This is a genomic window from Streptomyces sp. NBC_01260, assembly GCF_036226405.1.
In the GTDB taxonomy this organism is placed as follows: Bacteria; Actinomycetota; Actinomycetes; order Streptomycetales; family Streptomycetaceae; genus Streptomyces; species Streptomyces laculatispora.
In genome coordinates this window covers 7461177-7475737 of sequence record NZ_CP108464.1, presented here as the reverse complement: position 1 = coordinate 7475737, position 14561 = coordinate 7461177, and the positions used below count along the sequence as shown (strand labels likewise).

The window sequence follows — 14561 nt, the reverse complement described above, 5'->3', positions numbered from 1 at the left end:
CTCAGCTTCCGCGACGGGAGCTCCCGGGCCCGGTGGGACGGGGCGTCCGCGCCATGTCGACGACCCGGTCCGCGGCCTCCGCCACGGCCGGGTCGTGCGTCGCGACGACGGTGACGCACTGGTCCCTGCGGGTGCGTGCGGCGAGGAGCTCGGCGAGTTCGCCGGCCTGGGAGCGGTCGACGGCCGCGGTCGGTTCGTCGACCAGGAGGAGCTGCGGGGAGAGGAACAGCGCGCGGGCGAGGGCGACGCGCTGGCGTTCGCCGCCGGAGAGCTGTTCGGGGCGGTGGCGCAGGCGATGACCGAGGCCGACCTCGGACAGGGCCGCCTCGGCGCGGGAACGGTGCGAGCGGGGGTGCTCTCCGTTGATGTACACGGCGGCCAGGAGCTGTTCGACAGCGGGCAGCCCGGAGAGCAGGTTGCCGCTCTGGAACATGTATCCGATGCGTTCGCGGCGCACCGCCGAACGCTGCGCGTCGGTGCCTTCCGTCAGGTCCTCGCCGTCCAGCAGGACCTGCCCGGCGGTGGGACGCAGGAGGGCGCCCGCGACGGCGAGCAGTGTGGACTTGCCGGAGCCCGACGGGCCGACGAGGGCGGTCATCCGGCCGGGCTCGAAGGTGGCGTCGAGGTCGTCCAGAACCGTGGTGCGGGCTTCTGTCCGGCCGAACGCGACGGTGACACCGATCAGTTCGAGGGTCATCGGTTGGCTCCCAGCATGGTCAGCGGGTCGACGGAGGTGACGCGGCGCAGGGTCAGGGCGCTGCCCAGCAGACCGACGGCTGCGACGGTGCACATGGTGGTGGTGAGGGTGAGGGCGGGCAGGCTGAACGGCACCTGTTCACCGACCAGCAGTCCGACCGCTCCGGCGAGCACGGCGCCCGCGGCCGTGCCGAGGACGACGACCAGGGCGGCCTGGAGCACGGTGTGGACGAGCAGCCGCCGGCGGGAGGCGCCGAGCGCGCGCAGCAGGGCCAGTTCGGGCTGCCGCTGCACGGTCCAGACGGCGAAGAAGGCGCCGACCACCAGGGGTGCGATCAGGTAGAGGAAGACCTGGATCGAGTTCATGGTGAGGCGCTCGCCGGTGTACCCGGGGGCCGCCTCGTACGCCTTCTCCTTGGTGACGGTGCTGGTGGAGTGCCGTTTGTCCAGGTCGGCGACCGGAGTGCCCGCCGGGGTGCGCAGCGCGAGGGCGCTGAACTGGTCGGGGAGCTCGGCGGCGGCGGCGGAGGCCGGGGCGCCGGGGGTGCTGAAGCGGATGCGCTGCCAGGTCGCCAATGGGACGTAGGCGGCCGGCACATGGCCGTAGCTGGAGCGTTCGGTCAGTCCGACGACGCGCAGCCGGATGCCGAGCCGGTCGATGACGAGGGTGTCGCCGATCCGCACGCCCTCGTCGGCGAGCTTGGCGGAGATCACGACGGTGTCGGCCGCGTCGGTGGTGAGGCCCTTGCCGCTGGTGACGGAGGGGTTCAGGAAGGCGGCGGGGTCGATTCCGAAGGCGGCGAGATCGACTTCGGTGCCCCGGTCCGTCGTGCCGCGGGTGATGGAGATTCCCAGCGGCGTGGTGTCGGTGTCCGCGTCCTCGCGCCAGGCCGAGGCCGTCTTCGCGTCGAGGAGGCTGCGCGCGAACTGGTCGGACCTGGCGTCGGAGGAGAAGACAAGGTGCGAGGCCGGAAGGCGGCGCAGCGCGGAGATGGTGTCGTCGCCGAGGCCGGTGGTGAAACCGGACACGATGCCGACGAGTGCCGCGACGAGCACCACGACGGACCCCATGAGCAGAAAGCGCCCACGGGCGGCGCGCAGCTCCAGCAGAGCGAGGAACACAACGGCTCCCTTCGGTGAAGCGATGTTAGGGACAGTGCGTCGCCAACATAGATGATGGGGACGCACCGTCGCCAAGTGGGTCCCCTTCCGGCCGGTCCGCCTCCTAGACTGGGCCCGTGCCCAAGATCAGAGCCGCTACGGTCGCCGAGCACCACGCCCAGCAGCGGCTCGCCCTGGTGCGTGCGGCCCGCGCACTCCTGGAGGGCGGCGACGCCGGGGCCGTGACCTTCACCGCGGTCGCCAGGTCCACGGGGCTCGCCCGCAACAGCGTGTACAAGTACTTCCCCGGCCGCCCGGAACTGCTCGCCGCGGTCGTCGAGGACGCGATGCCGCGGTGGACGGACGCCATCCGGGCCGGCATGTCCGCGGCCGGCACGGCGGAGGCGAAGATCGCCGCGTACGTGTCGTCGCAGCTGGATCTGGTGCGCAGCGGGGAGCACCGGATCGCCCAGGCGCTGGCCGGGGTCCGTGACGCGGCCGTGGTGAAGGAGAGCGCGGCACACGCCCACCGGGAACTGCTCACGCCGCTGATCGGCGCGCTGACCGAACTGGGCGACGACGATCCCAGGCGCACGGCGCTGCTGCTTCAGGGGATCGTCAACGCCGCCACGACCGCGATCGAGTCGGGTGACGACGACCGGGCCGTGACGGAGCGGGCGGTACGGATGGCGGTTGCCGCCGTGGCAGGCGCGACACGGCGGCCGTGAAGGACAGAACTGCCGTCGAGCGCCTCCGCCGTCAGGGCGCGGGCGGGGCGCCCCGGGGTGCCCCGCCTCCAGCCGCGCCGCCAAGGCGAGCAGCGCCCCCTCGCCGCCGAGGGGCGCGGCCAACTGGACGCCGAGCGCCAGCCCTTGGCCGTCGCGGCCGAAGGGGACGGCCATGACGGGCGTCCCGGTCACGTTGTCGCGGGTACGCAGTCAGCGCGCCCCGTACACCGGCTGTGGCGTCTCGGCCGCCGCGAGCAGTCCGGACGCGGCCGCCCCGGCCTCGGCCGGGCTCCAGCGGGCGCCCTTGTCCGCGGTGGGGCCGGGCCGCCAGCCCTCCATCACCGTGATTCGCCCGGCCTCGGCCTCGAAGACCCGGCCGCTGACCCCGGCACAGGCCGCGGAACCCAGCCATACGACGAGCGGCGAGACGTTCTCCGGGGCCATCGCGTCGAACTCCCCCTCGGCGGGCGCCGCCATGGTCTCGGCGAAGGTCTCCTCGGTCATCCGGGTGCGGGCGGCCGGGGCGATCGCGTTGACCTGGACCCCGTAGCGCCCCATCTCGGCGGCGGCCACCAGGGTCAGGGCGATGATCCCGGCCTTGGCGGCGGAGTAGCTGCCCTGACCGACGCTGCCCAGCAGCCCGGCTCCGGAACCGGTGTTGACGACCCTCGCCCCGGGCGCCCGGCCGGCCTTCGCCTCGGCGCGCCAGTGCGCCGCCGCGTGCTTGAGCGGCAGGAAGTGGCCCCTGAGATGGACGCGGGTCACCGCGTCCCAGTCGTCCTCGTCCAGGTTCACCAGCATCCGGTCGCGGAGGAATCCGGCGTTGTTGACCAGGGTGTCGAGGCGGCCGAAGGAGTCGAGCGCGGTCGCGACGAGGGAGGCCGCGCCGTCGGCGGTGGCTATGTCCGCGTTGTGCGCGACGGCCTCGCCGCCGGCCGCGCGGATCTCCTCGACGACCCGCTGGGCGGGCCCGGTGGCCGTCCCGGATCCGTCGAGGCCCACACCGAGGTCGTTGACGACGACTTTCGCGCCCTCGGCGGCGAAGGCCAGGGCGTGGGCGCGGCCGAGTCCGCGGCCGGCGCCGGTGACGACGGCGACGCGTCCGGCGCACAGGGCTGTCGATGAGGTCATGACGGGTGTCCTTTCGAGGGGCGACGAGCGGCGAACGGGGCGCCGGGACCACTGGGTGGCCTGACGCTCTCCCGCGGCGTCCATATCACTGCTACGTTGAATCTAACAAACGTTTGGTGGAAAGGTAGCTGATCTGCTCATGGGTGTCTCCACCTCCGCCCCCGAAGAGGGCGTCGCCGTCGTCACCGTGGACTTCCCCCCGGTCAACGCCCTGCCCGTACAGGGCTGGTACGACCTCGCCGCCGCGGTGCGCACCGCCGGGGCCGACCCGGGCGTCCGCTGTGTGGTACTCACCGCAGAAGGCCGCGGATTCAACGCGGGCGTGGACATCAAGGAGATGCAGCGCACGGACGGGCCCGAGGCACTGATCGGCGCCAACCGGGGCTGTTTCGAGGCGTTCGCAGCGGTCTACGAGTGCGAGGTCCCGGTGGTCGCCGCCGTGCACGGCTTCTGCCTGGGCGGCGGCATCGGCCTGGTGGGCAACGCGGACGCGATCGTGGCCAGTGACGACGCGTCCTTCGGACTGCCGGAGCTGGACCGGGGCGCGCTCGGTGCGGCCACGCATCTGGCCCGGCTGGTACCGCAGCATCTGATGCGGACCCTGTACTACACCTCGCGCACCGTGACGGCACAGGAACTGCACCGGCACGGCTCGGTGTGGAGCGTCGTACCGCGTGACGAACTGCCCGGGGCCGCCCTGGGACTGGCCCGGGAGATCGCCGCCAAGGACGGATATCTGATCCGGCTGGCCAAGGCCGCCATCAACGGCATCGACCCGGTCGACGTACGCCGCAGCTACCGCTTCGAGCAGGGCTTCACCTTCGAGGCCAATCTCAGTGGCGTCGCCGGCCGCGTGCGCGACACCTTCGGCACGGACAAGGAGCAGCAGGCGTGACACACGACAAGACGATGACGGCCGACGACGTCGTCGGCCGGCTGGAGAGCGGCATGACGGTCGGCATCGGCGGCTGGGGTTCGCGCCGTAAGCCGATGGCCCTGGTCCGGGCGCTGCTGCGCTCGGACGTCACCGATCTGACCGTGGTGTCGTACGGCGGCCCGGACGTCGGCCTGCTCGCCGCCGCGGGCCGGATCCGCAAGCTGGTGGCGGCGTTCGGGACCCTCGACTCGATACCGCTGGAGCCGCACTTCACCGCCGCCCGGCAGCGCGGCGCGTTCGAGATGGTCGAGCTCGACGAGGCGATGATGATGTGGGGGCTGACGGCAGGCGCGCAACGGCTGCCGTTCATGCCGGTGCGGGCCGGTCTCGGCTCGGACCTGATGGAGGTCAACCCGGCTCTGCGTACCGTCACTTCGCCGTACGAGGACGGGGAGAAGCTGGTCGCGGCACCGGCCCTGCGCCTGGACGCCGCGCTGGTCCACCTCAACCGCGCGGACGTTCAGGGCAACGGCCAGTACCTGGGCCCCGACCCGTACTTCGACGACCTGTTCTGCGAGGCCGCCGACCACAGTTACCTCTCCTGCGAGCGGATCGTGGAGACGGCGGACCTGCTCAAGGAGCACGGACCGCAGACGCTGCTGGTCAAGCGGCTGTTCGTGGACGGGGTCGTCGAGACGCCGAACGGCGCGCACTTCACCTCCTGCGTGCCCGACCACGACCGGGACGAGAGCTTCCAGCGCGCCTACGTCCGGGCCGCCCGCGACCCCGAGGCGTGGCCCGCCTTCGTCGAACGGTTCCTGTCCGGTGACGAAGCCGCCTACCAGGCCGCGGTCACCGCGTTCCACCAGGAGGAAGCATGAGCGGCACCGAGACCACCGGCATCGCGACGGCGAGCCGCGCGGAGTACTGCGTGGTGGCCTGCGCCGAGGCGTGGCGGGACGCGGGCGAGATCCTCGCCAGCCCGATGGGCACCGTCCCGGCCATCGGGGCGCGCCTGGCGAGGCTCACCTTCTCACCCGATCTGCTGCTGACCGACGGGGAGGCCCTGCTGATGGGCGACACTCCCGCGCTGGGGGCGAGGCCGGGGAGCACCGAGGGCTGGCTGCCGTTCCGTCAGCACCTGACGCTCACCGCCACCGGCCGCCGGCACGTGATGATGGGCGCCAGCCAGATCGACCGGCACGGCAACCAGAACATCTCCTGCATCGGCGAGTGGGCCAGGCCCGCCCGGCAGCTGCTCGGGGTGCGCGGAGCTCCGGTCAACACCCTGAACAACCCGACGAGTTACTGGGTTCCCAAGCACTCGGCGCGGGTGTTCGTGGAGCACGTCGACATGGTCAGCGGGGTCGGGTACGACCGGGCGGCGGCGGCCGGCCCTTCCGCGACCCGCTACCACCGCATCCCCGAAGTCGTCAGCAATCTGGGCGTCTTCGACTTCGAGACCCCCGACCGCACCATGCGGCTGCGCTCCCTGCACCCCGGGGTGGGCGTCGAGGAGGTCACCGCGGCTACCGGCTTCGCCCTCACGATCCCCGACGAGGTGCCGTTCACCCGGGACCCGTCGGAGGCCGAACTCCGGCTGATCCGCGAGGTCATCGACCCGAAGGGGCTGCGCGAGCGCGAGGTCCCGGCATGACCGGGCCCCTGCCGCTGCCGACCCCGCTCACCGAGCTGACCGGGGTGCGGTACCCGATCGTGCAGACCGGAATGGGCTGGGTGGCCGGTCCCCGGCTGGTGTCCGCCTCCGCGAACGCCGGGGCGCTCGGCATCCTGGCCTCCGCGACGATGACCGTCGAGCATTTGCGCGCGGCGGTCCGCGAGGTCAAGTCCCGTACGGACGCGCCGTTCGGTGTCAACCTGCGCGCGGACGCGGGCGACGCGGGCGAGCGGGTGGGCATCATGATCGACGAGGGCGTGCGGGTGGCGTCGTTCGCGCTCGCCCCGTCGAAGGAGCTGATCGCACGGCTCAAGGACGCGGGCATCGTCGTCATCCCGTCCGTGGGTGCCCGGCGGCACGCGGAGAAGGTCGCCGCGTGGGGCGCCGACGCGGTGATGGTGCAGGGCGGCGAGGGCGGCGGCCACACGGGCAACGTGGCCACCAGCGTGCTGCTCCCCCAGGTCGTGGACGCCGTCGACATCCCGGTCATCGCGGCGGGCGGCTTCCACGACGGCCGCGGTCTGGTCGCCGCGCTCGCCTACGGGGCGGCCGGAATCGGGATGGGTACGCGCTTCCTGCTCACTTCCGACAGCACCGTCCCGGCGGCCGTGAAGGCGAAGTACCTGGCCGCCACCGTCAAGGACGTCACGGTCACCGACCGGGTCGACGGCCTGCCGCACCGCATGCTGCGCACCGAGATGATCGACTCCCTGGAGCGTTCCGGCCGTGCGGCCTCGCTGCTGAGGTCGGTGCGGCACGCCTCGGCCTTCCGGAAGGAGTCCGGTGCGAGCTGGCCCCAGCTGATCCGTGACGGGCTGGCGATGAAGCACGGCAAGGAGCTGAACTGGAGCCAGGTGCTGCTGGCCGCCAACACACCGATGCTGCTCAAGGCCTCGCTGGTCGAGGGGCGTACCGACATCGGGGTGATGGCCTCGGGGCAGGTGGCGGGCCTGATCGACGATCTGCCGTCCTGCGCGGAGCTGGTCGAGCGGATCATGGAGGAGGCCCGGCTGACGCTGAAATCGCTGCCGGGTGCGGACTGACGCCCCTGGTGTGCGCGGACCACGGTCTGAACCGGCTGATACGGCCGGCCGCCGTCCCGGCACCCCAGTCGCCCGGCCCGTCCGGGCGAGGCAGGTAGGCCTCGCGGCCCGGTCCGGGGCCGAGGCCGTGTCCGTGTCCGTGTCCGCTCAGAGGTATTCGGCCGGCGGCATCAGGCCCAGGGGCCGAACGGCGGCCGGGCGGGGGCGGGGCCGAGGGTGGTGGTGCCCGGTTCGGCGCGGTGGCCGAGGCCGGTTCGGTAGGCGTTCAGCGCCGCTTCCGTCCGGCCCTCGCTGCGCAGCAGGTCTCCGAGCAGGCGGCAGATGTCGGCGAGGTCTCCGGCAGCTCCCGTCTGTTCGAGCAGGGAGAGCGCGGTGGCGTAGTGCAGTTCAGCCGCCTCGGCGTCCCCGGCCGTCTCGGCGATCAGTCCGAGGAGCCGGTGGGCGCCGCCGGCGTGCACCGCGCCGCGGCCGGGCTGGAGTCCGGCCAGCAGGCTTTCCAGCAGCTCTGCGGCCTCCGCCGGTTTTCCCCTCCTGCGCAGGACGTCGGCGAGCTCGACCTCCACCTGTGAGACGTACAGTGCCGCCCGCTTGGACACCAGCATCGAGTGCGCGGTGCGCAGTTCCGTCTCCGCCCGCACGAGGTCGTCGTGCTGGGCCCAGACGTAGCCCCGCATCCAGTGGCAGTGAGCGAGTTCGGTGCGGATCTGGAGCTGCTGGTAGAGCTCGGCGGCCCGCGCCAGCGATGCCTGGGCGGCGTCGACACGGCCTTCGGCGAGCAGTGTGCGGGCCACAGCCCGGTGCATCGTGGCGACCAGGGCGGGGTCGGACACCTGTGGGACCAGGGCCAGGGCGAGTTCAGCGGCTTGTGCGGCGCGGGCGTGGGCGCCCATGTCCATGTACGGGGCGATCGAGGCCGTGTAGAGCTGGAGCAGCGCGCCCGGGTCGTGCAGCCCCGACATGTTCAGTTCATCGATCGCGCTTTCCAACAGGTAGCAGGAGTAGCGCAGTTCACCGGCCAGGAAGTGGGCGACCGCCCTGCCCCGGACCGCCCGAGCACGGACGGGGAGCGGCTCGTCGGCCAGTGCGTGTTCGGCCGCCTCGAAACGGGCCAGGGCCTCGGCCAGGTCGCCCGTCTCCAACGCGCACTCCCCGAGCCCTACGAGCGCTGCCGCCCGTTCCTGGGTGAGCCCGTACTCCTCGGCCCGGCCGAGGACCTGCTCATAGGCGGCCCGCGCGTCGGCCGCGTCCTCGACGGCCAGTGTCCGCTGGGCGTCGGCCAGTTCCATCCGCAGGGCGGTGGCGATGTGGGTGGGCCGGCCCGTGGCGAGTTCCTCGTGGGCGACACCGAGCCGTTCGGCGATGTGCCGTAGGGCGGCTTCGGAGGGCCGCACCTTGCCGGCCTCCAGGGTGGACACGTAGGCGGCGGTGTAGGCGGGCTCGGCAAGCTGCCGCTGAGTCAGCTCGCGTTCCTTGCGGAGCCGTCTCACCCGGCGGCCGATCGCGGCCGGTGCCCCCTGCGCCTCTTCCCGTTCCGGGTCCGTCCGGCCGGGAGCCTCGTCGCCGTCCGTCGTCGCCCTGCTGGTTGCGGCCATGGCAGTCCCCTCGTCCCGTGTCCGCCAGTGGTCACCGGTGCGGTGCTCCGACGCGCCGGTGTGACGTCCCGGCATGTTCCCACGTACTCCGACACCGCCCGAACACTGGCGTGATACACGGATTCATCCGCTTACGGAGAACTCAGTTACCCGAAACCAACAAGACTCCTGTCCTCGCACCCGTTGTGCGCGTCTTCCCCGCAGCCTAAGTTAAACGTCAACTCAAACGCACTCAACAGGGGAATTAACATGGCGCAGGCATGGGAGGACGTCGCCCTCCCGGCCACCGGCCGGTCCTGCGACCAAGGGCTCGCCGGCTCCCCGCCGACTGCCTCGCCGACCTGAGCGGCCGGGCTCTTCCGCGAACACATCGCCGTGACGAAAGCCGGCCGCGCCAGCGGCACGGATGCCCGGAAGCCCCGGCACCATCACTGCGCTCCCCCGCCGAGACGAACACCACGACGAGGACTGACATGAACACGAAGAGAACTGCCGCTATATCCGTGAGCGTCGCACTCACGGCCCTCATGGGAGCGGTCATCGCCTCGCCCGCGGCTGCCGTGGAACCGAAGCCCTCCCAGGAACCGCGTGTCAGCGTCGAGTACTTCCCCGAGCCCGGCGGCGAAGGACGGCGGACCGATGTCCCGCTCAACACGGATACGGTGACCGGTCGTTCCGCCGCCCGCAGCGCGACACCCGGCGCCGGGACGACGGACGGGCAGGTGGGAGAACTGTCCGTGACCGGCTCCTCGGCCGACCGGCTCGACGTGGTGATCGTCGGCGACGGCTACACCGCCGACCAGCAGGACGCGTTTCACACCGCGGCGGCCACGAAGTGGGCTGACATCACCAATATCGAGCCCTACTCCAGCTATCAGGGCCTGATGAACGTGTGGACCGTCGACGCGGTGTCCGCCGAATCCGGCATCACCGGCGACCCGACCGCCGACGTCACCAAGGACACCGCGCTCGGCAGCTACTTCTGGTGCTCGGAGACCGAGCGCCTGATCTGCGCCGACATCGACAAGGTAGCCTCCTACGCCGCCAAGGCCCCCGAGGCCGACCTGGTCGTCGTCGTCTCCAACTCCACCAAGTACGGCGGCGCCGGCTACTCGGGGCTGGAGGCGGAGGGCTACCCGTTCGGCGGCGTGTCGACCCTCTCCTCGGACAACGCGCAGTCGAGCATGATCGCCGCCCACGAGATCGCCCACTCGGTTGGCCTCCTGGCGGACGAGTACACGTACGACAGTTACGGCACCTGGACCGGCGGCGAGGTCGCCGACATCAACTCCAGCTCCTTCACCGCGGAGCAACTGGCCGCCAACCGGACCAAGTGGTACCGCTGGCTCGGTGAGACCGACCCGACAGGCGGCACCGTCGGCACGTACGAGGGCAGCAGCTACTACCCCTTCGGGCTCTACCGCCCGACCGCCAACTCCCTCATGCGGGCCCTGGACATCAGCGACTTCAACCTCCCCGGACGTGAGGCCATGATCGCCGGCTTCTACCGCGAGGCCAACGCACTGAGCAGCAAGGTCGGCACGAGCAGCGCGGTCCTCAGGACCAGCAGCATCAAGGTCTCCCAGGCCGAGCTCACCGGCCTGGCCTCGCCCGAGCTGCGCTGGTACGTCGACGGCAAACGCGTCAAGCGTGCGCAGGGTCTCACCACCGTCGCCCCCGCCGCGCTGGGCGTTGCCGCGGACGGCAGGACCCACACCGTCACGGTCGAGTCCGCCGACCGTACCCGGTCGATCCGCGACCCCAAGGTCCGCGCCGAGGCCACCGAGAGCATGACCTGGACGGTCAAGGCATCCGGCCACAAGGCCCACCAGCACCACTGAGGCCACCTTCCCGGGCCCGACCCCGACCGTCGCCGCCCGAGCCTCCGCCCGGGACAGGCCCTAGTACTCCAGCCGGACTTCTTCATTGGCGCTGGTCAACGGCTTGGGCGTGGGGAGTGTAGCGGGCTGGAACGGGAGTGGGGCGGTTCTTTGCCGGGCCGTCCCACGAACGTGTGGCCGCGCTGCTTGGAGTGGCAACGTTCCGGGCAGCCCGCTCGCATGAGTGATTCACCAACGGGCCTGTGGGAAGAGGGACTTGCTGAGCTGCTCTTGCGGATCGGAGGACGTTTTTCCCGCGTGGAATCCCGGCGTCGGATGCGGGACTACGTTCGTGGGCTTCTTGGCCCTGTGGGCCGCAAGAACGGCTGGCAGCTCGCCGAATACGCTGGCCACGCCACCCCCGACGGGCTGCAGCACCTGCTTTCCCGGAGTCGCTGGGAGGCCGACGAGGTCCGCGATGACCTGCACACCTACGTCGCCGAGTACCTCGGTGCGGACAACGGCGTGCTGATCATCGACGACACCGGCTTCGTGAAGAAGGGCACCACCTCCGCCGGCGTCCAACGCCAGTATTCCGGCACCGCAGGCCGCACCGAGAATTGCCAGATCGGGGTCTTCGCCGCCTACGCCACCTTCCGCGGCCACACCCTGGTCGACCGCGAGCTCTACCTGCCCAAGTCCTGGACCGAGGACCGTGAACGCTGTCGGGCTGCCCGTGTCCCCGACGACCGCGTCTTCGCCACCAAGGGAGAGCTGGCGCGGGCCATCATCCTGCGTGCCCTCGCCTCGCCCCTGCCCGTCGGCTGGGTCACCGCGGACTCCGCCTACGGCCAGGACTCCCACTTCCGCCGCTTCCTCGAAGACCACCAGCTCTCCTACGTCGTGGCCGTGCCCAAGTCCCAGCAGGTCCACGGTCCGCGCATCGACCACCTCATCGGCCACGCCCCGCCCGAAGCCTGGCAGCGGCTGTCAGCAGGAAGCGGCGCGAAGGGCGAGCGTTTCTACGACTGGGCCGCAGCCCGCCTGCCCGCTGTGTGGGAATTCGACGGCGACGAACCGACCCGGCAGCGCTGGATGCTGGCCCGCCGCAGCATCGCCAAGCCCGACGAACTCGCCTACTACCTCGCCAGCGCACCCCTGGAAGCCACCGTCGCCGACCTCGTACGCGTCGCCGGCTGCCGCTGGAAGGTCGAGGAATGCTTCCAGAGCGCGAAGAACGAATGCGGCCTGGACCAGTACGAAGTCCGCCGCTACGTGGGCTGGTACCGGCACATCACACTCGCGATGCTCGCGCATGCCTTCCTCGCAGTCCTGGCCGGCCAGGAACGAGAAAAGGGGGCACCGAGCGGGACACACCCGACCTCGTGGACCTCACACCGGCCGAAATTCGACGTCTGCTGGCAGTTGAACCCAGCCGCCGTACTCCGGACCGCGACCACGCGATGAGGTGGTCCCACTGGCGTCGCCGACATCAAGCACGCGCCCGCCACTGCCACTACAAGCGGCGCGGCCACACGTTCGTGGGACGGCCCGGCAAAGAACCGCCCCACTCCCGTTCCAGCCCGCTACACTCCCCACGCCCAAGCCGTTGACCAGCGCCAATGAAGAAGTCCGGCTGGAGTACTAGGTCCTGTTTCTCGGATCTCCTGACCTGCGAGGGGTGTTGGGGCCAGGCTGGGTACATGGGCCGTGGGGATCTGACGAATGCGGAGTGGGATCGGCTGGAGTCGTTCCTACCTCCTGGTGGTGCGCGTGGAGGTCGGTGGAGCGATCACCGCCGGGTGATCAACGGGGTTCTCTACCGGGTGCGGACCGGCGTGCAGTGGCGGGATCTGCCGGAGCGATTCGGGCCATGGGAGACGGTCTATAAACGACATCGTCGCTGGTCAGCCGATGGAACCTGGCAGATGCTGCTGTCTCGCATCCAGGTAGCCGAGGACGCCGAGGGCGGCATCGACTGGGACGTGTCGGTGGACTCGACAGCCGTGCGAGCCCACCAGCACGCCGCCGGTGCGAGGAAAGCGCCCCCGGCCGCCGTCCCTCAAAGGGGGGCCAAGTGGGGGACGAACCAGGTCGATCCGGTACTGCGGAGACTGACCATCCGCCTGGAGGAGGTGGTCAGGTCGGCGAATGTCTGGGACGTTCCCGCGGAGGATTCACCACCAAGATCCACCTCGTTGCCGAGGGACGATGCCGGCCCCTCGCCTTCGTCCTGACACCCGGACACTACGGAGACGGACCCCAGCTCGAGCGGGTGCTGGAACAGGTTCTGGTGCCGCGAGCCGGAGTCGGCCGGCCACGCACCCGGCCCGACCATGTCTTGGCGGACAAGGCCTACACGTCCCGGAAGAACCGCCGCTACCTGCGACGACGCGGAATCCGGCACACCATCCCCGAACGTCTCGACCAGCAGAGACACCGCAAGAACCGAGGTTCACGCGGCGGTCGGCCTACCGGGTTCGACGGCGAGCTCTACAAGAAGCGCAACACCGTCGAACGCACCATCAACCGCCTCAAAGGCTTCCGCGCCGTCGCGACCCGCTACGAGAAACGCGCCTACATCTACCTCGGCACCGTCACACTCGCTGCACTCATGATCTGGCTCCGTACATGATCCGAGAAACAGGACCTAGTGCCCCACCGGACCGGCTCAGCGGGCGGAGCCGGTCCGGACGGCTGCCGGTCGGCTCAGAGGCGCTCGATGATGGTGACGTTGGCCTGGCCGCCGCCCTCGCACATGGTCTGCAGGCCGTAGCGGCCGCCGGTGCGCTCCAGTTCGTGCAGCAGCGTCGTCATCAGCTTGGTGCCGGTGGCGCCGAGCGGGTGGCCGAGCGCGATGGCGCCGCCGTTGACGTTGACCTTGTCCGGGTCGGCGCCGGTCTCCTTCAGCCACGCCAGGACGACCGGGGCGAACGCCTCGTTGATCTCGACGAGGTCGATGTCGCCGATGGACATCCCGGCCTTCTTCAGCGCGTACGCCGTCGCCGGGATCGGTGCCGAGAGCATCCGGATCGGGTCCTCTCCGCGCACCGAGAGGTGGTGGACGCGGGCGCGGGGGGTGAGGCCGTGCTCGGCGACGGCCCGCTCGGAGGCGATGAGCAGCGCCGAGGCGCCGTCGGAGACCTGCGAGGAGACACCGGCGGTCAGCCGGCCGCCCTCGACGACCGGCTTGAGGCCGGCCATCTTCTCCAGCGAGGTGTCGCGGCGCGGGCCCTCGTCGACCCGGACGTCTCCGTAGGCGACGGTCTCGCGGTCGAAGCGACCCTCGTCGATGGCGTGCAGCGCCCGCCGGTGCGAGCGCAGGGCGAACTCCTCCATGTCCTGGCGGCTGATCCCCCATTTCTCGGCGATGAGTTCGGCGCCGTGGAACTGGTTGACGGGCGCGTCGCCGTAGCGGGCGCGCCAGCCGACGGAGCCCGCGTACGGGCCGTCGGTCAGCCCCAGCGGTTCGGCGGCCTGACGGCTGGCGAAGGCGATGGGGATCATCGACATGTTCTGGGTGCCACCCGCGACGACCAGGTCCTGGGTGCCGGACAGCACGCCCTGGGCGGCGAAGTGGAGTGCCTGCTGGGAGGAGCCGCACTGCCGGTCGACGGTGGTGCCGGGCACCTCCTCGGGAAGGCCCGCGGCGAGCCACGCGGTGCGGGCGATGTCCCCGGCCTGCGGACCGACGGTGTCCAGGCAGCCGAAGACGACGTCGTCCACGGCGCCCGGGTCGACTCCGCTGCGCTCGACCAGCGCCTTGAGGACATGGGCCCCGAGGTCGGCGGGGTGGACTGCGGACAGCCCGCCCTTGCGCCGGCCGACCGGGGTGCGTACCGCTTCGACGATGTAGGCCTCGGCCATGACTGCTCCTTGGGTCTGCGGGGTGGCG

Annotated in this window: 13 protein-coding genes; 8 read left to right on the top strand and 5 right to left on the bottom strand. The window is 71.2% G+C overall.

Annotated elements, in window-relative coordinates; translation table 11 throughout:
• Window position 1 precedes the first annotated feature (1 nt).
• Window positions 2–697: an ABC transporter ATP-binding protein gene (locus OG322_RS33260; protein WP_329307364.1), complete on the bottom strand. Its 696-nt coding sequence runs from the start codon at window positions 695–697 to the stop codon at window positions 2–4.
• The gene (locus tag OG322_RS33255; protein WP_329307363.1) at window positions 694–1818 is read right to left on the bottom strand and encodes an ABC transporter permease; all 1125 of its coding nucleotides are present in this window, start codon (window positions 1816–1818) and stop codon (window positions 694–696) included. The genes OG322_RS33260 and OG322_RS33255 overlap by 4 nt, the downstream gene beginning before the upstream one ends.
• Window positions 1819–1934: 116 nt before the next feature.
• Here OG322_RS33255 and OG322_RS33250 point away from each other — a divergent pair, with 116 nt between their 5' ends.
• Window positions 1935–2525: a TetR/AcrR family transcriptional regulator gene (locus tag OG322_RS33250; RefSeq protein WP_124286883.1), complete on the top strand. Its 591-nt coding sequence runs from the start codon at window positions 1935–1937 to the stop codon at window positions 2523–2525.
• Window positions 2526–2735: 210 nt separating this feature from the next.
• On the opposite strand, the gene OG322_RS33245 is transcribed toward OG322_RS33250, so the two are convergent.
• Entirely contained in the window at window positions 2736–3656 is a 921-nt protein-coding gene (locus OG322_RS33245; protein WP_123468046.1) for an SDR family oxidoreductase, read from the bottom strand.
• Between the two features lie 139 nt (window positions 3657–3795).
• Here OG322_RS33245 and OG322_RS33240 point away from each other — a divergent pair, with 139 nt between their 5' ends.
• The 4 genes from OG322_RS33240 to OG322_RS33225 are packed head-to-tail and all read left to right on the top strand — an operon-like array spanning window position 3796 to window position 7254.
• Window positions 3796–4551 (top strand): enoyl-CoA hydratase family protein, encoded by a 756-nt coding sequence (locus OG322_RS33240; protein WP_123468048.1) that lies wholly within the window; start codon window positions 3796–3798, stop codon window positions 4549–4551.
• A gap of 14 nt (window positions 4552–4565) precedes the next feature.
• Window positions 4566–5414, top strand: a complete 849-nt coding sequence (locus tag OG322_RS33235; RefSeq protein WP_266413230.1) for a CoA transferase subunit A — start codon at window positions 4566–4568, stop codon at window positions 5412–5414.
• Window positions 5411–6190, top strand: a complete 780-nt coding sequence (locus OG322_RS33230) for a CoA-transferase subunit beta (protein ID WP_123468050.1) — start codon at window positions 5411–5413, stop codon at window positions 6188–6190. Before OG322_RS33235 ends, OG322_RS33230 begins: the two co-directional genes overlap by 4 nt.
• Window positions 6187–7254, top strand: a complete 1068-nt coding sequence (locus OG322_RS33225; RefSeq protein ID WP_329307362.1) for an NAD(P)H-dependent flavin oxidoreductase — start codon at window positions 6187–6189, stop codon at window positions 7252–7254. Before OG322_RS33230 ends, OG322_RS33225 begins: the two co-directional genes overlap by 4 nt.
• Window positions 7255–7424: 170 nt before the next feature.
• On the opposite strand, the gene OG322_RS33220 is transcribed toward OG322_RS33225, so the two are convergent.
• Window positions 7425–8846, bottom strand: a complete 1422-nt coding sequence (locus OG322_RS33220; protein WP_123468054.1) for a helix-turn-helix domain-containing protein — start codon at window positions 8844–8846, stop codon at window positions 7425–7427.
• Window positions 8847–9349: 503 nt separating this feature from the next.
• On the opposite strand from OG322_RS33220, the gene OG322_RS33215 reads away from it, so the two are divergent.
• From OG322_RS33215 to OG322_RS33205, 3 genes are all read left to right on the top strand, one after another.
• On the top strand, window positions 9350–10687 hold the full coding sequence (locus tag OG322_RS33215; protein WP_260147346.1) for a M64 family metallopeptidase: 1338 nt from the start codon (window positions 9350–9352) through the stop codon (window positions 10685–10687).
• 219 nt (window positions 10688–10906) lie between these two features.
• The gene (locus tag OG322_RS33210) at window positions 10907–12133 is read left to right on the top strand and encodes an IS701 family transposase (protein ID WP_123466689.1); all 1227 of its coding nucleotides are present in this window, start codon (window positions 10907–10909) and stop codon (window positions 12131–12133) included.
• 236 nt (window positions 12134–12369) lie between these two features.
• Window positions 12370–13301, top strand: a protein-coding gene (locus OG322_RS33205) for an IS5 family transposase (RefSeq protein WP_123469625.1) whose coding sequence is annotated in 2 segments (ribosomal slippage) — window positions 12370–12717 and window positions 12720–13301 — 930 coding nt in all. Because the reading frame shifts where the segments join, the coding sequence is not laid out codon by codon here.
• A 74-nt stretch (window positions 13302–13375) separates the two neighbouring features.
• Here OG322_RS33205 and OG322_RS33200 read toward each other — a convergent pair.
• Window positions 13376–14533, bottom strand: a complete 1158-nt coding sequence (locus OG322_RS33200) for an acetyl-CoA C-acetyltransferase (protein WP_123468061.1) — start codon at window positions 14531–14533, stop codon at window positions 13376–13378.
• Window positions 14534–14561 lie beyond the last annotated feature (28 nt).